Annotated in this window: 17 protein-coding genes and 1 other RNA gene; 11 read left to right on the forward strand and 7 right to left on the reverse strand. The window is 33.4% G+C overall.

Going from position 1 to position 24,762, the window contains the following annotated elements:
* Positions 1–261: 261 nt before the first annotated feature.
* The gene (locus tag RMAG_RS03885; protein WP_011738136.1) at positions 262–723 is read right to left on the reverse strand and encodes a tRNA (cytidine(34)-2'-O)-methyltransferase; all 462 of its coding nucleotides are present in this window, start codon (positions 721–723) and stop codon (positions 262–264) included.
* A gap of 80 nt (positions 724–803) precedes the next feature.
* Here RMAG_RS03885 and clpB point away from each other — a divergent pair, with 80 nt between their 5' ends.
* The 4 genes from clpB (at position 804) to RMAG_RS05855 (ending at position 6,328) form a co-directional block, all read left to right on the forward strand.
* Positions 804–3,362: an ATP-dependent chaperone ClpB gene (clpB, locus tag RMAG_RS03890; protein WP_024792181.1), complete on the forward strand. Its 2,559-nt coding sequence runs from the start codon at positions 804–806 to the stop codon at positions 3,360–3,362.
* Positions 3,363–3,918: 556 nt separating this feature from the next.
* Positions 3,919–4,572 carry an electron transport complex subunit E gene (locus RMAG_RS03895; protein ID WP_011738138.1) on the forward strand — a complete coding sequence of 218 codons (654 nt, stop codon included), beginning with the start codon at positions 3,919–3,921 and terminating at the stop codon, positions 4,570–4,572.
* A 502-nt stretch (positions 4,573–5,074) separates the two neighbouring features.
* The gene (gene prmC, locus RMAG_RS03900; protein WP_011738139.1) at positions 5,075–5,860 is read left to right on the forward strand and encodes a peptide chain release factor N(5)-glutamine methyltransferase; all 786 of its coding nucleotides are present in this window, start codon (positions 5,075–5,077) and stop codon (positions 5,858–5,860) included.
* A gap of 315 nt (positions 5,861–6,175) precedes the next feature.
* Positions 6,176–6,328, forward strand: coding sequence for a hypothetical protein (locus tag RMAG_RS05855; protein WP_157834493.1), 153 nt, complete (start codon positions 6,176–6,178; stop codon positions 6,326–6,328).
* A gap of 685 nt (positions 6,329–7,013) precedes the next feature.
* Here RMAG_RS05855 and rnpB read toward each other — a convergent pair.
* Positions 7,014–7,356: RNase P RNA component class A (gene rnpB / locus RMAG_RS05470), an RNA gene on the reverse strand.
* Positions 7,357–7,442: 86 nt separating this feature from the next.
* Positions 7,443–8,933: a fumarate hydratase gene (locus tag RMAG_RS03905; RefSeq protein ID WP_011738140.1), complete on the reverse strand. Its 1,491-nt coding sequence runs from the start codon at positions 8,931–8,933 to the stop codon at positions 7,443–7,445.
* Positions 8,934–9,012: 79 nt separating this feature from the next.
* Between RMAG_RS03905 and RMAG_RS03910 the strand changes: the two genes are divergently transcribed.
* The 4 genes from RMAG_RS03910 to mrdA are packed head-to-tail and all read left to right on the forward strand — an operon-like array spanning position 9,013 to position 13,183.
* Positions 9,013–10,044, forward strand: a complete 1,032-nt coding sequence (locus RMAG_RS03910) for a rod shape-determining protein (protein ID WP_011738141.1) — start codon at positions 9,013–9,015, stop codon at positions 10,042–10,044.
* A gap of 35 nt (positions 10,045–10,079) precedes the next feature.
* Positions 10,080–10,874 (forward strand): rod shape-determining protein MreC, encoded by a 795-nt coding sequence (gene mreC / locus RMAG_RS03915; protein WP_011738142.1) that lies wholly within the window; start codon positions 10,080–10,082, stop codon positions 10,872–10,874.
* Between the two features lie 3 nt (positions 10,875–10,877).
* On the forward strand, positions 10,878–11,345 hold the full coding sequence (mreD, locus tag RMAG_RS03920) for a rod shape-determining protein MreD (RefSeq protein WP_011738143.1): 468 nt from the start codon (positions 10,878–10,880) through the stop codon (positions 11,343–11,345).
* A gap of 38 nt (positions 11,346–11,383) precedes the next feature.
* The gene (gene mrdA, locus RMAG_RS03925; protein ID WP_268745592.1) at positions 11,384–13,183 is read left to right on the forward strand and encodes a penicillin-binding protein 2; all 1,800 of its coding nucleotides are present in this window, start codon (positions 11,384–11,386) and stop codon (positions 13,181–13,183) included.
* Between the two features lie 560 nt (positions 13,184–13,743).
* Here mrdA and RMAG_RS05860 read toward each other — a convergent pair.
* On the reverse strand, positions 13,744–13,920 hold the full coding sequence (locus RMAG_RS05860; protein WP_157834494.1) for a hypothetical protein: 177 nt from the start codon (positions 13,918–13,920) through the stop codon (positions 13,744–13,746).
* A 37-nt stretch (positions 13,921–13,957) separates the two neighbouring features.
* Positions 13,958–15,751 carry an ABCB family ABC transporter ATP-binding protein/permease gene (locus RMAG_RS03930; RefSeq protein ID WP_024792182.1) on the reverse strand — a complete coding sequence of 598 codons (1,794 nt, stop codon included), beginning with the start codon at positions 15,749–15,751 and terminating at the stop codon, positions 13,958–13,960.
* A gap of 849 nt (positions 15,752–16,600) precedes the next feature.
* Here RMAG_RS03930 and ribD point away from each other — a divergent pair.
* From ribD to RMAG_RS03945, 3 genes are all read left to right on the forward strand, one after another.
* Positions 16,601–17,650 carry a bifunctional diaminohydroxyphosphoribosylaminopyrimidine deaminase/5-amino-6-(5-phosphoribosylamino)uracil reductase RibD gene (ribD, locus tag RMAG_RS03935; RefSeq protein WP_011738146.1) on the forward strand — a complete coding sequence of 350 codons (1,050 nt, stop codon included), beginning with the start codon at positions 16,601–16,603 and terminating at the stop codon, positions 17,648–17,650.
* The gene (coaBC, locus tag RMAG_RS03940; protein ID WP_011738147.1) at positions 17,647–18,840 is read left to right on the forward strand and encodes a bifunctional phosphopantothenoylcysteine decarboxylase/phosphopantothenate--cysteine ligase CoaBC; all 1,194 of its coding nucleotides are present in this window, start codon (positions 17,647–17,649) and stop codon (positions 18,838–18,840) included. The genes ribD and coaBC overlap by 4 nt, the downstream gene beginning before the upstream one ends.
* 945 nt (positions 18,841–19,785) lie before the next feature.
* The gene (locus RMAG_RS03945; RefSeq protein WP_041194926.1) at positions 19,786–19,998 is read left to right on the forward strand and encodes a hypothetical protein; all 213 of its coding nucleotides are present in this window, start codon (positions 19,786–19,788) and stop codon (positions 19,996–19,998) included.
* An 846-nt stretch (positions 19,999–20,844) separates the two neighbouring features.
* Here the strand turns inward: RMAG_RS03945 and dnaE are convergent.
* Together dnaE and RMAG_RS03960 are read right to left on the reverse strand one after the other, a co-directional pair.
* Entirely contained in the window at positions 20,845–24,279 is a 3,435-nt protein-coding gene (dnaE, locus tag RMAG_RS03955; RefSeq protein WP_011738149.1) for a DNA polymerase III subunit alpha, read from the reverse strand.
* 161 nt (positions 24,280–24,440) lie between these two features.
* Positions 24,441–24,761, reverse strand: coding sequence for a hypothetical protein (locus RMAG_RS03960; protein ID WP_011738150.1), 321 nt, complete (start codon positions 24,759–24,761; stop codon positions 24,441–24,443).
* Between the last annotated feature and the right edge of the window lies 1 nt (position 24,762).

The following is a 24,762-nucleotide window of genomic DNA, read 5'->3' on the forward strand; positions in this document are numbered from 1 at the left end:
ATCAAGAAAATATACATGGCTAATGTTTTGATTATAAAACATCATTGTTTTACCTTGAATATCACATATTTATTCGGTAAATTATTACCATTCAAACGTTCAAGCATTATTTTTAATGCCCTAACACTTTAAACGCATTGGTTTGAATAATTTAGGACTAATACTGGTTGATTTAGACGTAACATCAGAAAAATGATGATACAATAAAATTACATAACTATTAAACCTGTTAATGATGAAAATAATATCAATGCAATAAATTTAAGCACTCTTAGCTCCTTTAAAACCAATTTGTCGCCAAGCTTCATATGCCACAATAGAAGCACAATTTGACAAATTTAAACTACGAGACTTATCTTGCATTGGTAAAGTGATGCCCTTATATTGGTTTAATATGTCTTGTGGAAGTCCTCTGGTTTCTGGACCCAAAAGCAGTGAGTCACCCGCTTGATATTTAACATCTGTATAAATAGTTTTAACCTTTGAACTAACTACAAATAGATTTTTAGGTTTCTCCTTTTCCAAATAGTCATCAAAATTATCATATTCACTGACACACATAAGCTCTTTATAATCCAATCCTGCCCTCCGTAATTTTTTATCCTCCATTTCAAACCCGTAAGGTTTGATAAGGCGTAGATTTGCACCCATGTTGGCACACAAACGAATAATAGCACCAGTATTATTGGGTATTTCAGGTTCGAATAACACTAAATTTAACATAATATTTTATTTTAGTACTTGAAATGCATTAATCATCCCATAGATAGTTAGTTCATTTCATGAGAAACATGAAAAATTCTATGAATATTGATAAACTAACTGTGCAATTTCAGCAAGACTTAAGCATTGCACAATCCATCGCTGTTGCGAAAAATAATAGTTCCATAGAAGCGGTGCATATTCTAAGTGCTATGTTACGAAACACTGATAGTAATATTGGTAATTTACTTCTCAGCACTAATATTGATACTCAAAAACTCAAACAAGAAATTGATAAAGAAATTGATACATTGGCCACGATTAACAGCCTAAATGGTGATGTTAATATTTCTCAAAATCTATTACACCTATTAAATGCAGCTGAAAAAATAGCCACTGATAAAAATGACATATATTTATCAACCGAACTATTCTTATTGGCTGTCATTCAAGGCAATGACGCAAGCACAAAACTATTAAAAACTACTGGTGTAAATGAAGCAAATTTAAACCAAGCAATTGACAACCTTAGGAGGGGTAAAAACGTGAATGACCAAAACGCAGAAAACAACCGAGATACACTGAAAAAATACACTCAGGATTTGACCCAATTGGCCATTGATAGTAAACTTGACCCTGTGATTGGTCGTGATAGCGAAATTCGCCGTGCCATTCAAGTTCTGCAGCGTCGTACTAAAAACAATCCAGTACTGATTGGTAAGCCTGGCGTGGGTAAAACCGCTATTGTTGAAGGTTTAGCACAACGCATTATTAATAACGAAGTGCCAGAAGGAATCAAAGGCAAGCGTGTTTTATCACTAGACATGGCGGCACTGGTAGCAGGTGCTAAATATCGAGGCGAGTTTGAAGAGCGACTAAAAGCCGTACTCAAAGAATTAGAAGCCGAACAAGGTCAAGTCATTTTATTTATTGACGAATTGCACACTGTGGTCGGTTCTAGCAAATCTGATGGTGCTATGGATGCAGGCAATATGTTAAAGCCCGCCTTAGCCCGTGGTGATTTACACTGCATGGGCGCCACTACACTAGATGAGTACCGCCAATATATTGAAAAAGACTCAGCCTTAGAACGCAGGTTCCAAAAAGTATTAGTGGACGAATCAACTGAACAAGATACCATTGCTATTTTACGTGGTCTAAAAGAAAAATACGAAGTGCACCATGGTGTGGAAATTACCGACCCTGCTATTATCGCTGCTGTTACCTATTCAACCAGATACATTACTGACAGACAATTGCCAGATAAAGCCATTGATTTAATTGATGAAGCTGCCTCACAAATTCGCATGGAAATTGACTCAAAACCAGAATCAATGGACAAACTTGATCGTAAACTAGTACAACTTAAAATTGAACGTATGGCGCTTAAAAAAGAAAAAGATAAAGCCTCTAAAGTACGATTAAAAGAATTGGTTGCATTAATCCAGTCACTGGAAAAAGAATATACTGATTTAGAGGAAATTTGGAAAAAAGAAAAATTAGTCGTTCAAGATGCACACCATCTTAAAGAAGAACTGGAGCAAGCTAAAGCAAATTTTGAAAATGCACATCGCAATAATGATTTAGCCAAAATGAGCGAACTTCAATACGGTATTATTCCTGAATTAGAGAAAAAAATAGGTACTACTGAAAATGCTGATACGCAGCAAATGACGCTACTTAGAAATAAAGTCACTGAGGATGAAATCGCCCACATTGTTGCCCGTTGGACAGGTATCCCTATGGATAAAATGATAGCGGGTGAAAAAGATAAACTATTAAAAATGGAAGCTATTATTCACAAACGCCTAGTCGGTCAAGATAAAGCCGTTAAAGTAATTTCTAATGCCATACGTCGTGCACGCAGTGGTCTGTCTGATCCTAACCGACCTGATGGTTCATTTCTATTTATGGGCCCTACTGGTGTGGGAAAGACTGAACTCACCAAAGCCTTAGCAGACTTCTTATTTGACACTGAGCAAGCTATTGTCCGTGTTGATATGAGCGAATTTATGGAAAAACACTCGGTTGCACGTTTGATTGGCGCACCTCCAGGCTATGTTGGCTATGAGCAAGGTGGTATGCTAACCGAGGCTGTGCGTCGCAAACCTTACTCAATCATTCTACTGGATGAGATTGAAAAAGCCCATTTAGATGTATTTAACATTCTATTGCAGGTACTAGATGATGGTCGCTTAACAGATGGTCAAGGTCGCACGATTGATTTTAAAAATACTGTTATTATTATGACTTCAAACTTAGGCTCATACTTGATTCAACAAAATCCAGGTAAAGATATGTCCGCTGAACTTTCTAAAATTGTTAACGAGCACTTTAGACCTGAATTTGTCAATCGTATTGATGAAATTATAACCTTTAAAATGCTAGAAAAATATCAGATCAAAGACATTGCACTCAAGCAAATTGAAATCCTATCGGTACGCTTGGCTAAGCTTAACCTTAAACTAACATTGAGCAATACAGCCATAAATATGATTGTTGATAGAGGCTATGACCCTGTATTTGGTGCCAGACCACTCAAGCGCACAATACAGCAGTTGTTAGAAAATCCTTTGTCGCAAAAAATACTTGCTGAAGAGTTTTTATCAAATTCAGCCATTCACGGCGATGTTAAGGATGAACAAATCGTTTTCTCTTAATTAGTTTTTTATCTGATTAATATACATAGAAGCAACTATTCTGTAGAATTTTATGATAAATAAACAATCATTTTTCTACATTTTAAAACAACAACGTTATAAAGCCAATCTGTCACAAGAAAAACTTGCTGAAAAACAAATTTGTCAGTACATTGTATTTCTCTGCTAGAATGCAACAAACAGCAGCCAAGTTTGACTACTTTTATTAAAATTGTACATGAGCTTGAAACTTTACTCAGTGAATTAATTAACTTGATTAAATAAAAAGCCACCTTGTAAACGTAACATAAAAATTATTTATGATTTTAACTTTACTAAAAGTAATCTTCCTTCATTTAAAATAAAATATCGAAAATGATTTGAGTTGATTATCTCTTTAAGTTTTTCGTTTGTTATCTCTTCAAACGCCGCAAGAGGCAAGCTTTGATTTAATTTAACCACCATAAATCAACAATTATTATTGCCAAAGTATTAGAGATTAGCGCTGCAGAATTAATGTATATTATGGAAAACGACCTAGTAAATCAACACACGATTAAGTATATAATTAAACACCGTGAGTGACTATATCAAAATTATAAAAAATGGGCTGTGGAATAACAATCAAGCCTTGGTTGTGCTTTTAGGTCTATGCCCCTTATTAGCAGTCACCAATAATATTGTGAATGCAATCGGACTTGGGTTGGCAACCACGTTTGTTTTAGTGTCCTCTAATATAACCGTCTCTATTTTTCGTCATCAAATTTCAAAAGAAGTTCGTATTCCTATTTTTGTCCTACTAATTGCTTCATTTGTAACGATTGTTGAATTGCTAATGCAATCATATTTTTATGATTTATATTTAGTATTGGGTATTTTTGTACCACTAATTGTCACTAACTGTGCTATTTTAGGACGTGCTGAGGCATTTGCTAGTAAAAATACTTGGGGAAAATCTGCAATAGATGGATTAATGATGGGTGTTGGTTTTTCTATTGTGCTTATTGTATTAGGTGCAATGCGTGAATTGATTGGCAGCGGCACTTTATTTGATCAATCTGCATTATTACTGGGGGGTGATTTAGGCAACACACTTAATGTTACTGTATTTAAAAATTATCAAGGTACTTTACTAGCCACTTTACCACCAGGAGCATTCATTGGTTTAGGACTTATTGTTGCAATGAAAAATAGATACGACTTAAGAAGAGTGGAATTACAAAAAAATTAACATTACTATTAATTAGCTTACTATAATAATAAATACTTATGCATAAGCTACAATGCAACCAAAACAAAGGCGATAAAACCTCTATTTTTACCTCAAAACTACCTTTTAGTAAGATTCAACTTATGCACCCTTTTACATCACATACTGTAGATTAGATATCATTAACGTTAAAAAAATCAGCAAAGGCACCATCTTGATTTGATACACGTACAAACTATTACAGGCGTTATCCCAAACCATCATTAACCCTTGAAAGGGTACTAGAAATTAGAAATTATGAAAGACTTATTGAGTGTTAAAATTGACGAATTACCTTATTTTTCTTATGTCAAAACTTTAATCATGTATTACAATAGCATCTGGTGCAGTAAAATACCAACTACTGTAACGTATTTTCTTAAATATAGCTATCCCTACTACTCTACTGCAAAAGTTAAATACTTTCGAGGTAATATGCAAAATTGGAAAGCATTAGAATTAACAACTGTTAATTTATAAATCTTTGATTAGTATTCAAGACTATTTAAACAGTGACATAATTGATATTGTGCCACTACTATCTCTGGCTCTTAATAAAAACCACGTTCAGCTTATTACTCATTATGATTATCAACCAAATAATGAGGAAAAAACTCAACTCAATCAACTCATCAAACAAAGACAATTTGGTATACCTTTTGCTTATTTAAGTGGCACAAAAGGGTTTTATCATCTTGATTTTAAGGTCACCCCTAGCACTCTAATCCCTAGACCTGAAACCGAACTCTTAATCGACATTGCTTTAGGTTTATTTGATAAAAATCAAACCTGTAAGGTACTTGATTTAGGTACTGGTAGTGGTATTATTATTATTACTTTAGGCGATAAAAATCCACAATGGCATTTAACTGCAACTGACTCTTCAATTAATGCACTTGATATTGCTCAACAAAATGCAAAAACAAACATTAACTTCCAATTAGGCAGTTGGTTTAAAGCTACACCTAATCAAATATTTGATTTAATTATCTCCAACCCTCCTTATATCAAACAAAGCGACCCTCACCTTAATGATTTAAGTTTTGAGCCGCAAAGTGCGCTTGTATCTGGCAAAGATGGCTTGGATGATATTCGTACTATTATTAATAATGCACCACAACATCTTAATAAAAAAGGATATATTTTGTTAGAACACGGCTTTGACCAACAACAAGAAATCATACAACTATTAAGTAATAATTTTTTCAACATTCAAAAATTTAAAGACTACAATCAACAAGATCGTGCCCTTTTGGCACAAATTAAATAACTGCTGTGATAATGACAATCAAAAATAAGCCAAGTAAGCTTCATATTTTTATTGATGTGGTTAAAAATCCACTTAGCATTTGATATGGCCTGATTATTAAAATTGACCCTAAAAACAAAACACAAAACACAGATTAGTATTTTTGATATGGTTAAATCTGGTCAATACGACCTTAAGTAGTTTGGCTCGTATTATATTGAAAAGGCAAAGACATTAACATTTTATTTTTCACTTCCATATCCTTTAACATAACAGCAAACGAAAAACATACTTTGTTTGAATATGGTGGTGGTTAAGAATTGATGAACAAAGTCTATGCCAAAGCACGAACTAAAATCTATTATCGGTGATAATACTGTCAACCAAATGGAATGGTTTTGGTTTAAAAAAGAAATTAACTTGATTGAAGACTTGCAAGAGCTAAAAATACGTATCCTTGGATTTGAAAGCGAATATTTTAGCAGATGAGTTACATACTGCACTAGATCTTGACACAATTAATTCCTTAGAATGAGTTGTACTAAGCGCATAAAGTGGCAATTTTGATGGTTTATTCTATCGCTTTATCCTAAAGCCATCCCACTCAGTTTTATTTTGTTTACCATATCTGAGCTTACTTTCATCAACAACCTCAAAAAGTTTAAACCATAATAGAAACCATCAAAATTACTTCAATGGTCTTTACTATTCTAATCAACGCAACCTCCTAACAAAAAATGAATTTTATTCTCATCATCCTCATTCTTGGCTTTTTATTGATTTTGTATAAATTTCACTAATTATCGTCCCTATTTTTCTACCTCATTGCTTAGTCGAATCGATATTGACATGACCTAGTATGCCATTTTAATTACCATAAATTTACAAACCTATTTTTTCACTCCGCTCTTTGGCTTTAGTTTGTTCTATCTTAAAGGTATTGCACTAAATCAATCCAAACAATGGATATCTGCAAAGGTTTTATACCATTAGATTATGGTTTTAATGAGTCTTATTTTGTTTCCAACTTGGTATAATTTTGCTGACTTTTAAAGCCCATCAATCCTTACTTTGTTGTTTATCCAATGTTTATTCAAGTTGTTTTATAGATTAAATCCACCTTGCTATTTTCCCTGCTGAGTAAAAATGCAGTAGAAAGCAGAAAGACGAAGTAAAAAGAAGTCGGTCTATAAGCCGGGTTCTGTAATAGATGGTCATTCATCTACGTGTTTTGTTGCCAAAACGCTTTAGCACTCTACCCACCAACTCAGCGAGCAACGTCATCATCAGCCTATTTGAGCTTGCTCCAAGTGGGGTTTACCTTGCCACGGTTGTCACCAATCGCGCGGTGCGCTCTTACCGCGCCTTCTCACCCTTACCTATTAAAAATAGGCGGTCTAAATCTCTGTAGCACTTTCCGTTATGTCACCATACCTAGCTGTTAGCTAGCACTTTACTCTATGGAGCCCGGACTTTCCTCTGAAGAATCAAGCTCCAGCGACCATCCGACCAACTTCAACGTTATTATACGCCAAGACTATATTTCTAAAATATTTGAATTTTCTCGAAAAAAGATAACTCTACTTGAACTCTAATAACTCATTTAGTAGGTTATCTGAATATCTTGAAAAATACTATGAATATTATTACCTTGAGTATCAACTGCAACTGTAACCGGCATGTCTTTAACTTCAAATTCATAAATTGCTTCCATACCCATCTCTTCAAATGCAATTTTTTTAGCCTTTTTAATAGACTTAGAAATTAAATAAGCCGCACCACCTACTGCAATAAGATACGTAGCCTTGTGTTTTTTAATGGCTTGCATACTGGCCTCGCCACGTTCTGCCTTACCAATCATACCTAAAATATTAGTATTATCCAACATCATATCAGTAAATTTATCCATACGCGTAGCAGTAGTAGGACCTGCTGGACCAATAATTTCATCACCAATGGCGTCCACTGGGCCAACATAATAAATAAATTTATTGTCAAAATCTACACTATCTGGCAAACCTTCACCATTATCAAGCATTTGTTTAAGGCGTTTATGTGCTGCATCTCGTCCAGTAATAATTGTACCTGTTAATAACAAGGTATCACCAATACGCCATTGAGTCATTTGTTTACACGTTAAATTGTTTAAATCAATTTTTTTATATTGAGCATAATCCATCTCTAATTGAGGATAATTGTCCATATCTACTTGTGGTATTTTCACCACACCTGAACCATCAAGTGAAAAGTGTAAATGACGTGTTGCTGCACAATTAGGAATCATTGCCACTGCTTGAGAGGCGGCGTGAGTTGGATAATCTTTAATTTTGACATCCAATACTGTTGTCAAACCACCCAAGCCTTGCGCGCCAATACCTAAATAATTAATTTTATCAAACAATTTAAGGCGTAATTTTTCAAGGTTACTTGGGTTTGATTTTTGCACAATATCTTGAATATCAATAGGCTCCATCAAACTTTCTTTTGCCATTAACATGGATTTTTCAGCTGTACCACCAACGCCAATACCAATAATACCTGGTGGACACCAACCAGCGCCCATGGTTGGTATGGTTTTTAACACCCAGTCAACAATATTATCATCTGGTGCAAGCATGCTAAACTTTGCCTTATTTTCAGAACCACAGCCTTTAGCTGCCACAATAAAATTAAGTTGATTACCCTTAACAACTTTCATGTGAATAACTGCCGGTGTATTGTCTTTGGTGTTAACTCTAGTAAATAAAGAGTCTCTTACAATCGAAGCCCTAAGAGGGTTATCTACATAAGTAAATGCCTGACGAACACCTTCATTAATCATGTCTTCTAACGATAAATCAGCCGACCAAGTGATCGCCATACCCACCTCAACAAATACATTCACAATACCAGTATCTTGACATATTGGACGCTTACCTAAGGCTGCCATTTTTGAATTAATAAGAATTTGTGCAATAGCATTTTTTGCAGCTTTGTGAGTTTCTTTTTCATAAGCATTAGCCATGGCCTGAATAAAATCAGGACTGTGATAATAAGAAATATATTGCAAGACATTAAAAATGCTTTCTATGACATGTTTTTGCTGAATTTTCATATTTATAAGGTGTTAATTATTGCTGATAATTTGTAGTATTATATCTCTTTATTTTACGAATATTTAACTGGGAAATTTTATGTTTGATTTTTTAAAAGGTCAAAGTCTTTCCATCGACTTGGGTACAGCTAATACATTAATTTATATGGATGGTGCTGTAGTACTTAATGAGCCATCAGTGGTTGCCATTCATAATGACAAAGGGTCGCTAGAATCAACTGTTATTGCTGTAGGTCAAGATGCTAAAAATATGCTAGGTAGAACACCAGGCTCTATTGAAGCTATCAGACCAATGAAAGATGGTGTTATTGCTGATTTTAAAATTACTGAAAAAATGTTACAGCACTTTATTCGTAAGGTTTTGCGTTCTGGTTTTTTTTCACCCAGCCCTAAAGTACTTATTTGCGTGCCTTGTGGCGCAACTCAAGTTGAACGTCGTGCTATTAAAGAAAGTGCTGTTGGTGCTGGTGCGCGTGATGTTTATTTAATTGAGGAGCCAATGGCAGCAGCACTAGGTGCAGGTATGGCGATTGAAGAGGCTTCAGGTGCTATGGTTATTGATATTGGCGGTGGCACAACTGAAATTGCAATCATGTCATTAAATGGTATTGTATATTCTGACTCACTACGCGTAGGTGGTGATGTATTTGATGACACGATTGTCAAATTCGTACGCCGTAAACACGGCATTATTATTGGTTACTCTACTGCTGAGAAAATCAAAGAAGAGGTTGGTTCTGCCTTTAAATCAAATGCTATTAAAAAAATTCAATTTAGGGGCCGTGATGTTGCCAAAGGCATTCCAGTGAGTTTCAACATAACCAATACTGAAATTTTACAAGCCTTACAAGAACCACTTAAAATGATTGTTGGCGCTATTAGAACTGCGCTAGAGAAAACTCCACCAGAGTTAAGCTCTGACATTGCTGAAAATGGTTTAGTCCTCACAGGTGGTGGTGCACTTTTAGACGGCTTTGATAAGCTTATTGCTCAAGAAACCAATCTACCAGTGCGCATTGCTGACGATCCACTCACTTGTGTTGCTCGTGGTGGTGGTGATGCGCTTAATATGATATCTGAACATAATATGGGATTTTTAGCTGTTGAGTAGTTAAATATTGATTAACGATTGATCGGGTCGCCAACATGAAGTTTTTTAAACTTTTTATCCCTGTCATTATCGCTATACTACTTATACTATCTGATTATAAGTTCTCATATCTTAACTACCTAAGACAACCAATTGCAACCCTAATATCACCTATCTATATGATGGTAAATTTACCTTCAAAAATTTATATTTGGATTGATGAGCAAGGTACTAGCAAAGATCAATTAATTAGAAATAATAATAATTTACACCGTAAACTATTAAAACTCAAAGCTAAATTACAAACCTATAACGCTTTAACGCTCGAGAATAAAAAACTTCAAGCGCTTTTAGATTCAAGTTATACCGTCAAGCAACAAAATTTTATCTTGGCAAGAATAAGTGCACTCAGCCAATCTAGGCTTAAAAAACAAATTATTATTGACAAAGGTAGTAGTAACGGTATTAAGGTTGGTCAAGTTGCTTTAAGCGCTAAAGGTATTATTGGACAAGTATCGCGAACAACGCCGCTATATTCAACCATATTAATGGTCAGCGATCCTACGCAACACGTGCCTGTTAAAAATGAACGTAATAGTATTCGTGGTATTAGCAGGGGTGTTGCTGAAAACAATCATCTACTAAATGTTGAATTTATCGAGCCTAATTTGGACGTTAAAGTGGGCGATATATTTCTAAGTAGCTCAATCGGTTCAAAATTTCCTAATGGATATCCATTAGGAACAGTAATTCGCGTAGAAAAACACCAAAACGAGCCTTTCTTGCATATCCAATTAAAACCTACTCAAGCACTAGAGCAACTAGAATTTGTCATTATTGTGACCGATTAACCAATGAACATACTGGACCCTTATATATTTCTAATTAAGATTACGTTTTTTGCATTAATTTTAAGTGTAATACCCTTAAATGACATATTATTAGATGCATCTGCATTTTGGTTGTTACTTTTTTATATCTACTGGTTGGTATATTTTCCAACCAAAAATAAATTTTTTATTGCACTAATTCTTGGCGTGCTTGTTGATGTTTTACATGGTGATATTTTGGGACAAAATGCCTTGGCACTCATATTTAGCAGTCTATTTATTAGTAATGTCAAACAATCATTTTTTGTATCCAACTTAAGTACTCAACAAATCTATGTGTTTATATCTAGTAGTATTTATCTAGCATTTTTCTTACTAACCTTTGTATTAACACAAGATTTTATCATCAACTATTATTTATTTTTAGCGCCGTTTACTAGCGCATTGGCTTGGCCAATCGTTCGGTTTTTATTATCAAAATGCAAGGTATAAATAATACTAAATTTGAAAACAAAACATTCTTTTATAGAATGAAGTTAGCGCTTATTTTTATGTTTTTACTAACTACTTTGTTAGTGATTAGAATTTACAATTTACAAATAGTAAATCATGAATATTACTTAGAAGAAGCCTTGGGTAACCAAATGCATACTCTACCCATAACACCCAGTAGAGGAAAAATATTTGATCGCCATGGTAATATTTTAGCTACTAATAAGCTGGCATTTCGACTAACCTTAACACAAGAAAAAACTAAAAATATTATTAAAACACTACAACAACTTAAACAATCTGGTTTTATCAACGATAATGACATCAAAATCTTTAATAAAAATGCAAAGCGTTATCAAAAATTTCATAGCATCCCAATCAAATATAACCTTAATGAGACTCAGGTTGCAAAATTCTTAATTAACAACACTTTTATTGGCGTAGATATAGAACCTTATTTTCATAGAATTTATCCCAATCAAGATTCCGGCGTTCATGTCATTGGTTATGTTTCCAGAATGACTAAGAAAGACAAAAAAAATTACGATAAGAAAAACTATTTAGGAACCTTATTTGTAGGTAAAACTGGCATTGAAAAACAATACGAAATACTACTGCATGGCACTAATGGCTTACAACAAATTGAGCGAAATGTAAATGGCAGAGTTATTGACACCAAAATTATTAAACCTGCTATTTCTGGTGAGAATTTATATCTAAGCATTGACTTAGATATGCAAAAAAAAGCAGAAACATTACTTAAGGGAAAACGTGGTTCAATTGTAGTTATAGATATTAGAAACGGAGAAATATTAACGCTAGTTAGTACGCCCATCTATAATCCAAACTGGTTTGTTAATGGTATATCACATACTAACTATAACCAGCTACAAACTTCAGCAAATATCCCTCAACTTAACCGTGCCGTTCAAGGGCTATATCCACCAGGATCTACGATTAAACCTATGGTAGCTCTAGTAGGTTTGGAAGAAGGAGTTATTACTAATAAAAGTAGTATATTCTGCCCAGGTTATTATAAATTACCCAACGTTAAACGCAAATTTAACGACTGGAAAAAAATAGGACATGGGCACGTAAATGTTAAAGACTCAATCGCACAATCGTGTGATGTTTTTTTTTATGATTTGGCAGATAAGTTGGGTATTGATAAATTACACGATAATTTAGACTTATTTAATTTTGGCCGAAAAACAAGCATTGATATTCCTGGAGAAAGTGCTGGTATTCTACCCTCTAAAGCTTGGAAAAAAATTAACAAAAATGAGCCTTGGTATCGAGGAGAGAGCTTAATTACAGGTATTGGCCAAGGATTTATAGCTGTTACTCCTTTGCAGCTTGCAGTCGCCACAGCAGCGATTGCCAACAAGGGGCTTTTGTTTCGGCCGACCTTGCTTAAAAATACTCAGGTACCTGGAAATATAATCATTGAATCTAAGAAGAAAGATCATCATATACAAATTCCAATAAAAAATATTCAAAATTGGGAAGATGTAATTGACGGCATGAAACAAGCCGTCTATGGTCCTAAAGGCACTGCTAGAAGACTCAATAATGGTTTAACCTATAGTTTGGCTGGAAAAACTGGAACTGCACAAGTATTCGGTCTTGACGCTAAAGAGCAATATATTGCAGAAAAACTTGATGAAAAATTACGAGATCATGCTTTATTTACTGGCTTTGCCCCTATTGAAAACCCAGAAATAGTTATCGCTATTATTGTTGAAAATGCAGGCAATGGTAGCTCAAAAGCAGCACCAATTGCACGTCAAGTGTTTGATGTGTATTTTAACAAACAACTAAATAATACTTTTCCTTAATAAATCTCGTTTAATTTAAAATGTTAAAGTTTGCATTTTAAATTGGTCTAATTGTGTCTGGTTAATTTTATTATACAAAATAATAATTTTAACTTCAGGTGAGCTGCTTTCTAAGGTTGTTAGTAAGAACTCAATTCAATTTACTTATCTTATCTCGAAGCTCTGGATTGTGACTAAATTTAGCCACCAACACTTGATAGATAATTTTCAATACTTCCATTATCTCTTCTTTGGACTCATCCACATTCAACTCTCCCATGCAAAACCACAACCGGTCAAACCCTATTTCAGCCGATTATGCTCATTTTTTAAGCGCTACAACCCAATATAAAGACAATTTCATAGATTAATTAGCTTTTATTTTATTAGCAGGATAAGGTGTACACTCATCAAAAATAATAACAATATCTGAGCCGAGTCTATATTAAATTTACATAGATTCTTCTGGATTTATAAAAATCTTTGTCTCATCTTTGGGTGAACAAAAATACACACTTTTTTATTAATTTTTCTTATCTCTACCAAACTGAACACCTAAAAACCACAAGAATCCGTTAGTATCAGACTTGCCAGTACATAACGTGCAAATATTCATGCTCCTTAATAACATCTGTGCCTAGTATAATTGCCAAGAAAGGTGCTCCATAAAATAATTTATGCATCACTTCTTCTGGTGTCATAGCTTTAACTGTATCATAGCTACTAACTGGCATAAACTCTGAAATATCAAACGCCACTCTCCCTGTCAAAAATTATTTTACTACGATTGTTAATTCAAATTTCATCACTTTTTTCATTAACTTGTAACCGCCATAATTTGGCATATTCACCATTAAATTCCAACAACTGAGCATGTGTGCCACTTTCCTGCACTTGTCCATCACCAAGCACAATAATTTTATCACTATCAACAATGGTAGAAAGACGGTGTGCAATTACTAAAATAGTATGCTTTCTAGACAACTCTTTTAATGACTTTTGCACCATCCTTTCTGAATAGGAATCTAGTGCCGATGTTGCTTCATCAAAAATTAGAATGGGTGGAGTTTTTAAAAGCACTCTAGCAATCGCCAAACGCTGTTTTTCACCACCAGAAAGCTTCAGCCCACGTTCACCAACTAACGTATCATAGCCCTCAGGAAGCTTATCAATAAAGGTGTCAATAAAACTAAGCTTGGCTACTTTTTCTACTTCACATTGGCTTGCACCTTGTCTACCATAGGCGATATTATAATAAATACTTTCATTAAACATCACCGTATCTTGTGGCACAACGCCAATGACCGATTGTACTGAACGATGATCAAGAGTTTTGATATCTTGTCCATCAATTAAAATTTGGCCATTAATCACGTCATAAAATCTGAATAATAATTTGGCCAGTGTTGACTTTCCAGATCCAGATTGACCTACAATGGCTACTTTTTGTCCTGGATCAATGACAAAACTAACATCCTTCAATACTTTATCTTTGCCTTCATAGGCAAAAGAGATGTGCTTAAATTCGACCTTTCCTTGACTGATTTTTATTTTTGGTGCCTCTTTAGAACTACTCACATTTGGTTGACGATCAAGCAAATCAAACATATTATTCATGTCAATAAAATTATGCTTAATCTGCCGATACACAATCCCCAAAGAACCCAAAGGAATGAACAATTGTAGTAACAATGCTTGAATCATAATCATATCACCAAGACTCAAACTTTTATTAACCACACCCTGAGATGCTGAAATTAAAATGATGGTCACACCTACTGCAATAATTGCCCCTTGGACAAAGTTAAGTGTCGTCATTGACGTAAAACTTTTCGTGGCAAAATTTTCCCAACGAATCATGATTTCATCGTAACGATTAACTTCAAAGTCTTCTTGATTAAAATATTTAACCGTCTCATAGTTAATTAAACTATCCACTGCATTGGTATTGGCCTCAGATTGCATATCATTCATCTGATAACGATACTTCATCCGCCAAGTTGTAATAGCCAGTGTAAACCCGACATAAAAAATCACAGTCAATAATGAAATACTAGCAAAAAAAAAATCATAATTCAGCCACAAAATACCAATTACTAAGCATATCTCAAAAAATGAAGGAATAATATTAAACACAAAAATCGACAACAAGGTCGATACACTTTGAGTACCGCGGTCAATATCACGAGTAATACCACCAATACGACGATCCAAATGGAAAGACAAATCCAGTGTGTGTAAATGCTTAAATACACCAAGTGCAATCAAATGCATCGCATGATAACGAACGCGCGCAAAAATCGCATCACGAAACTCATTAAATAACGAACTAGCAAGCCTAAGCGTACCATAAGCAAAAAGCAACCCTAATGGTAAAATCAGTAAAAGATTAGTTTGATCTAAAGAGTCAACAATTTCTTTTAAAACAACAGGTACTGCAACATTAGCAAGCTTTGCAGCAATTAAAAATAACGTTGCCAAAATAACACGCACACGCATTTTTAGTAAATAAGGTAGGAGCTTTTTTAAAACTTTAATATCTCTAGTTTTAAAATTATAAGCCTTGGTTTGTTTATCAGTACTACGCATCATTTATCGGATAAAAATACACCTTTATCTTGCTCATACATCTCGTAATCATAAACGCTTTGCACAATATTTTCTTCATAATTTTTACATCTTGAGTATGCGTCATTATGAACGCTATAAAAATAAGAATTCTAATAAAATTAATATTCAGTATATTACATAATTTGTAATTTTATTGGCGTTAATGAAAAATACACTAAATATGATAATAAATGCAATTAATAGCAAAAATCTAAAAATTCCTAGTTTGTAAAAGATTGATTATTACATGCCGCTCAGTGTATAAATAAAATAATGAATACAATTTCTTAATAAGTGTATATTTTTAAATATTTTGGACATGCTTAACCACAAAAATCAATAAACCTATATAAACAATGATTTTCCAAACACCAATCTAAAAAGAATATTTAATGAGCATAAAGCTTCATACTCAAATCAATTATTTCACTTTCAAGTGAAATCTCCTATTTATAAAGGATTTAAAATCCTGCTTGTTTGAAAAGTAATGTGACTTTATTTTTTAATACTTAAAACACGTATTTCATTGCCTGGTTTTTCATCTCAGCAATCATCTACAATATCAGTGTTATTTTACCTGATAACTCAGGACCATAAATTTAGGTTACTCCTAGATAGATCGCCATCTTAAACTGCCTGTAGAAACTACCTCATATCGCTTTGAGCTTAATCCTCGCCAAAAAACATAACTGAGTTTTTGTCAAATTGCTTATCAATCTGCGTAAAAGCTGTCATTAGGACTTATTTTTTCTATTCATCTACATTGTTTCTTCTAGGTAAAATGTTGTTAATTCTTATGTAAACTGTTTTCATAATTGTATCTGAAATATGTCAGCAACTTTTTCAAAAAATGACACTCAAAATATGGTGATTGCTCTCAAACTTGCCAGCCAAGGAAAATACGGTGTAAAGTCCAATCCTATGGTCGGTTGTGTGATTGTAAAACATACAAAAATTATTGCCAAAGGCTACCACCAAACCTTTGGTAAAGCGCACGGGGAAATTAACGCCTTACAACAAATTAACCACCAAGCTCAGGGTGCTACATTTTACGTCACCTTAGAACCTTGTTCACATCAAGGAAAAACTCCATCTTGTGCACAAGCCATTATTCACTCAGGCGTTAAAAAAGTTATTATTGCTATGCTTGATCCCAATCCACTGGTCAATGGTAAAGGCGTTGTCATGCTTGAAAATGCAGGTATTGAAGTTAAAATTGGCTTGTTAGAAAATGATGCATTAACTCTTAATCAAGGATTTATCAAATACATGAAAACCAATAAACCTTTTGTGCGTTGCAAAATAGCCATGAGTCTTGATGGCAAAACCTCAATGAGCTCAGGTGAAAGTAAATGGATTACTTCAGAAGTCACAAGATTGGACGTACAAAAACTACGCGCTAACCATCAAGCAATTATGACTGGATCGGGCACAATTATTAATGACAACCCTTTAATGACAGTGCGTCTTGATAATATCAATTTAACGCCACTACGTGTTGTGATTGATAGTAAAAATCAAATAACAAATACCTCCCTTAATATATTTAACGCCGACGCACCAACACTAATCTTAAACCCAACCAACACTAAAACACTTTCCTCTGGAAAACTGGACCTTGGTAATGTTTTAACTCAATTAGGCAATCAAGGCATTAACAATGTCTTACTTGAAGCGGGGCCTAAATTAATCGGTTCTATGATTAAAAGCAACTTAATTGATGAATTTATTATTTATATGGCACCCATATTGATGGGTAGTAATGCCAATTCAATGCTTAATCTAGTTATTAAAAATATGGCTCATAAAATTAAGTTGAATATTGTTGATGTTAGAATGGTGAGTAATGACATAAAAATAACAGCCACTTTAAAATGAACAGCCTAACTAATAAACACATTATCCTTGGTGTTAGTGGCTCTATTTCAGCTTATAAAGCACCTGATATTGTACGCCGATTGCAAGATTTAGGTGCTCAGGTAAAGGTGATTCTTACTAAGGGAGGCGCTAAATTTATAACTGAATTATCCTTACAATCAATCTCAAAAAATAAAGTTCATTATAATTTATGGGATGAAGATGCTAAACTTGGCATGGAACATATTGAACTTGCCAAATGGGTAGATGCTATTTTAATCGCTCCCGCCAGTGCTAATACTATTGCCAATATCGCTCTAGGAAAAGCTAATGACCTATTAAGTAGTGTCATTTTAGTAAGTGATACGCCGCTACTCATTGCACCCGCTATGAATCTAAAAATGTATCAATCTCATGCGCTTCAAGATAACCTGTCAACACTTATTAGTCGTCATATAATCATCATTAAGCCAGAATCTGGCGAACAAGCTTGTGGTGATGTTGGTATAGGCAGACTTGCAGAGCCATTAAGTATTGCCAAACAAACGGCTAGTCAGTTTATTAACACAAAACTCACTGGTAAAAAAGTGTTAATTACTTTAGGTGCTACTATTGAAGCCATTGACCCGGTTAGATTTATTTCTAATCACAGTAGTGGAAAAATGGGCATGGCATTGGTCAATGCTTGTATTGAAATGGGTGCATCAGTGACTTGTATTTATGGCAATATCACCACTATTCTAAATCCAAAATCTAACAATATACCTATTATTAGTGCACAACAGATGCATACTAAAGTTATGGATAACATTACTGGTCAAGATATTTTTATTGCTTGTGCAGCTGTAAGTGATTTTTTTGTTAAAAACGCAAAAAATCAAAAGATCAAAAAAGATGGAAAAAATTTAATACTTGAACTTCTTCCAAACAAAGATATATTAGCAGATGTTTGTAAATTAAAAGAAAAACCTATTTGCATAGGCTTTGCTGCAGAAACACAAAATACATTAAAAAAAGCTAAAAAAAAGCTAAAAAATAAAGGCTGTGATGCCATCATCCTTAATGATGTTTCAAATGCTTACTTTGGTTTCAATGTGGATGAAAATGAGGTAGTTTTTTTAAGTCAAAATTTAAACAAAAAAATAGCAAAAAAAAGCAAAAAAAAAGTGGCAAAAAAAATTCTTGAAATTTTTATTAAAGAATGCTTATAAATACCAAAAAATGCTGTTAAATCAACGCCCAATAGAGTTACTCACAAAACTGTGGATAAATATGTTAATATCTCGTTAAAAGACACTAAAAATGTTGATATATTGCACCTTTTTATGGTTTTGAATAAAAATTAATCAGTTTTAATTTTTAATTAAAAATCAATTATTTATAAAAATTTATAAATAATTGATAATTGAGAAAATGTCTATCAATTGATTTGAAAAAAATTTAGAGGAAAACTTAACTAGTTTTACGCGTTAAACCAAGGGTTTCATAATATATTTAGCGATGATAAATCAATAATGATATTTTACAAAAAGCCTTGATTAGTGTCAACTATTTATGCTAATTTATAGTCTAAGTTTTTTACTTGATATTGTGGTATTTTCATTTAAAAAATACCTTAACAATATCAAACCTTGAATGATATATAATTTTTGCCATATTTTTTTCTATTTTCATCACTTTCAAACAATACAAAACGTATCCAAATTCTTTTACTAGGTTTTGTTTGGATAGGAGTGTTTTCTGCTTATATTTTAAAATCTAAAGTTAGCACTGTACATTAATTAATATTATTGGAAAACCATCAAATAAAAGTTCAATAATTCTTAAATGGAAAAATGAAACTGCAAACTAATGAGCAATGACGTTTTTGAGTAACACTAAAATGTACAAAATTTAGGTAGTTTTGACTATGAATAATAGTTATTTTACAAAAAAATTGACACAAAAAGTAGCATTAACAACAGAATAATTAAGCCAAATAATAACTCATCGATTAACAAATTTAGGAAAAACATTAAACAAACCTTATCTAAATTTTAAAAACTACAATTTGTTAGTGTACTTAATGCATTTGTTATTATAATATCTGAGTACAACTGGATACTCTTAAAAACCACCAACATCTCACATTTTAGTGAGAGGCTTCCGGATTCTTAGTGGTCTCAATACATACACATAATTTAGTTATAGGTAGCTATTTTGGTATCTCCTTGATTTATGCACTAATTGCAGGATTTTCCATACCTATCTCACGTGACGAGGTGTTTCTATCTATTAGACGTTATCATTCTATTTTACAACTTTATGACATGGTATTTTTATTGGCGTTTGTCATTAATCCAGTCAGTATTTTTAGAGTGGCATTTTGACTGTCTTTTTATGTAGTTTCTATTATTATTTACGACGCTAGTCGACATAAAAACAGGCACTAGATTATTCAGCTTATCTATATTCAACTACTAATTAGTCTTTACTATAATGCTTTTAATTGTTTGGTTTTTTAATTTTGGATAATCTTTTTACCATTTTACAACCTAATCATTATCCCAAATATTTAGTTTTATCAGCACACTATTTACATTCATAGGTTACAATATTTTCCCATTTACAACTTTCTTTGCTAGCCCCACTAGGTTTTGATATTGCCAATCAACTCCTAATTGCCTTATCATTTTTACTTGAATATTTGCAAAACTTTAATCAGTGGTATTACACCAAAAAAGTATCAAAGTGCTAAAACTAACTATTTTCAGCGCTTTAATCTATCATAAACTAGCACTAGTTTTCTTATTACTTTGAATTTCACCCTTTTTAAAAAAACCAAAGAATCAGTTGTTATTACGATTCTTGATATTGATCAAGAGTTTGCAAATGTGATTCGTACCCAAAATTTAATATAGGTGATGCGGTCATTATTCCTACTTACACTCAAAACAAATCCAATATTTGTATAAAATTATTACTTCTCATGGTGATAATGATCATATCTGTGGTTTAAAGTCTGTTTTAAAAATATTTAATATATTTTTAGCACCTAAAAAGATTAAAGCAATTACAACCTTACACAAAAAAGTAGTTGTAAATAGATACAAAAATTATAACATAAATATTTTAAATTCCAGTTATCCTGGAAAAATTGAGGTTTTTCTAGATAAAGATACTACAATTAATCAACATAGGCTAGATTATGCACGCTACTAGCAGCGTCAATGCAACTAATGATAGTAAATTCTGCTAACTTGATCTTGAGCCAAAGCATTAACAGCGTCAATTAATTGTTGATTAGGTGCTACCAAATAGGCTTTATTTAGTAACATACTGCCTCTTAAATTATCAGTCATATAAGAGATTTTAACAGGGCAATTACCTTTATAATCAAGTAACACTTTAACAAATTTATCAAAAATTGACTGATGTTTAGCGTTTAATAATACTTCAAAGCCCCTAGCATAGCTCATTTTAACTTCTCCAATATTTTCAATTTTATCAACCACTACTTGCCACTGATCTCTAAAATTTTTATTAATTTTTCCTGAAATTACCACTACTTCATCAACAATAAGTTGATCACTTACTAAACCTAGGGTTTTGGTAAATATCACGGCATTTAATAGCTTAGCACCATCTTCAACCGTAATCAAAGCAATTTGTCCACCACTCTTAGTAGCACGATAACGTAGTTCTGAAATTAATGCCAATATACGCATATCTTTATTATTTCTAAAGACAATTTTAGAGGGTAATATTGCTCCAATATGCTTTAAATCAGTTTTATATTCATCAGTAGGATGGTCATTAAAATAATAACCCAACACGCTTTTTTCTAGTTGCAGCCTCTCTTTAAACGAAAAACTTGATGCTGAAAGATAGTTCATCTCATATTCATTATGTTGTTCAATATTGGAAAATAACCCTTTTTGACCACTAAAATAATCATTTTGCTTTTGTTCTGCTTGTCTAATGGCTATCGGATAAGTTTTTATTAAACTCGCTCTATCCACACCTAACACATCAAAAGCGCCACTATAAATCAATGCCTCAATGGCACGCTTATTCAAATAACGCTTTTCAATTCTAGAACAAAACTCAAATAAACTTTTGTAAACACCATTAGTATTGCGCTCAAATACAAGCGCATCAACCAATGCGCCACCTACACCTTTAATTGCACCAAGGCCATATGCAACTGTTTTTTCATCATTAATACTAAATTCATAATTAGATTCACACACATTTGGACCATTGACTACCAAGCCCATTTTCCGAACCTCGCTAATGGTAAATGAAATTCTATCTGTATTATCCATCATGCCAGATAAAACTGCCGCCATAAAAGGCGCAGGATGGTGAGATTTAAGCCAAGCAGTATGGTAAGACACATAGGCATATGCTACCGAATGAGATTTATTAAAACCATAGCCTGAAAACTTATCAATCAAATCAAAAATTTCATTGGCTTTTTTTTCATCAATGCCTTTTTCAGCAGCACCCTTAACAAATACGCTACGCTGGCGACTCATCTCACTGTCTTTTTTCTTACCCATCGCACGTCTAAGTAAATCTGCACCACCTAAAGAGTAGCCTGCCATTACTTGTGCTGATTTCATCACTTGTTCTTGGTATAAAAATACACCGTTGGTTGGTTTAAGGATTTGCTCTAACATCGGATGTGGGTATTTAACCTGCGCACCATGCTTTACATTAATATAATCATCTACCATACCTGCATCTAATGGACCTGGACGATATAGTGCTAACATGGCAACGATATCTTCAAAATTATCCGCTTGCAGCTTCTTTAAATAACTACGCATACCTTCAGACTCTAATTGGAAGATACCTGTTGTATCACAACGCTGAAGCAACTCATAAACCTTTTTATCATCTAATGGCAAAGCATCTAAATCAATCGGTTCATTTGATAAGCCTTTGGCACTAATTAGCTTAACAGTCTTATGAATAACCGTTAAATTGGACAACCCCAAAAAGTCAAATTTAACCAACCCAATCGCTTCAATATCATCCTTATCAAACTGAGAAACCACGCCATCATTTTCACCATAACCTTTATACACTGGACAAAAATCACTAATTTTGCTTGGTGCAATTACCACACCACCTGCATGTGTACCAACGTTTCGCACTAAACCTTCTAACTGCTTAGAAAGATCAATTAATGCCGTTACGCTTTCTTCTGAATCATAACGAGCTCGTAATTCCTCAGAGCCTCCTTCTTCAGGCTTACTCAAGGCTTTTTCAAGTGTCATTTTCAAATCATTAGGAATCATTTTTGATATTTTGTCACTAAACCCATAAGGATGGCCTAGGATACGCCCTACATCACGTACTACACCTTTGGCCGCCATCGTACCGTAAGTAATAATTTGTGAAACCTTTTTATAACCATATTTTTTAGCCACATAATCAATCACTTCATCTCGACGATCAGTGCAAAAATCAATATCAAAATCTGGCATTGAAACCCGCTCTGGATTTAAAAAACGTTCAAATAACAATTCATGCCTAATCGGATCAACATTAGTAATCCCTAAAACATAAGCCACTAAAGAGCCAGCACCAGAGCCACGACCAGGACCTACTGGAATGTCATTTTCTTTTGACCATCTAATAAAATCTGCAACAATTAAGAAATAACCCGGAAATCCCATTTGAATAATAACATTAAGCTCAAATTTTAAGCGCTGGTAATAAACTAGCGTATCAACTTTTAAGTTTTGTAAACGCTGAACTAATCCATGTTCTGACTCTTCACAAAAGAATCGTTCTATGGTTAAGTCTTTTGGCACAGGAAAATCTGGCAAATAATTCTTTTTGAATAACTTAAAATGCACATTGCAACGTTTGGCAATTTCTAATGTATTTTCTAAAATTTCTGGTAAATCAGAAAATAGTTCATGCATTTGCTCGGATGATTTTAAAAATTGTTGATTAGAAAAGTGTTTCTCACGTCGCACATCGTCTAAAAGGCCGCCCTGAGAAATACAAATTCTAGCCTCATGTGCATCAAAATCACTTTCATTTAAAAACTGCACATCATTTGTTGCCACAACAGCGATGTCAAGCTCGAGCGCCAATTTAACACAAAGATGCAAATGCTCTTCATCAAATTCCCTTGAAGTTCTCTGAACACTTAAATAATAACGCTCAACAAGAATAGTTTGCCAAAATTCAGCTTTTTGCTTGGCTTCAATCATTTGATTTGATATTAAGTATTTAGCTACATCACTATAAATAGGTGTTGCAATCATAATCAAACCTTGGTTATGATCAATTAGTTGTTGTTGCGTTACACTAACGCACTCAAACGAACGTCCTTGAGTATAAGACAAAGAAATCAATTCAGAAAGATTAAGGTAACCTTGATAATCTTGACACAATAATAAAACCGAATAAAACTCACCTTCTTTATCTTTGATATTAATTCTAGCACCAAATATTGGTTTGATGTTAGCAATAGTGGCTTTTTGATAAAATTTAACTGCAGTAAAAAGGTTAGATTCATCCGTTAGTGCAATTGAATTCATGCCAATCTCTTGTACTTTTTCAATCAATTTTGGAATGCGAATCAAAGAGTTCTCAACTGAGAATTCACTTTGACAATGTAGATGCACAAAATTAGAATTAGTCATTAAAAGTAATTAAAATAAATTTGATGAAATGTTGATTCATTTTACAAGTCTAAAGAACTTTTTTTATTTTAATAAAATACTGGAAGTTTTAAAAATACATCAGACAAAATAAAAAATACCCCGTCCAATATTGAAGTATTTTTTTAACTCACTAAATTTCCTTAGAACCTAGGTCCAGCTGTTTTTGCCAATTCAGTTTGTGCTATTGCATTAATTATTTGCTTATGAGCTTTATTTGCTAAAGAAATTGCTGCAGCATTTTTACCTGCTTTATACAATCTTTTAGCTTTTTTAATCATTTTTTCAGTATCACGCCATGCCATATTTGCAGCAAGATTGACTTTATAATCAGTCTCAGCCGCTTTAATGACAGATTTAAATGAACCAGAAGAACCGTTATTCCAATTATGCGAATCATCCAAAAAATCGGCCTGAACTATTAAAGCAAACAGTATCAAAATTGTTAATAATACTTTTTTCATT

The sequence above is a fragment of the Candidatus Ruthia magnifica str. Cm (Calyptogena magnifica) genome, assembly GCF_000015105.1.
GTDB lineage: Bacteria > Pseudomonadota > Gammaproteobacteria > PS1 > Pseudothioglobaceae > Ruthia > Ruthia magnifica.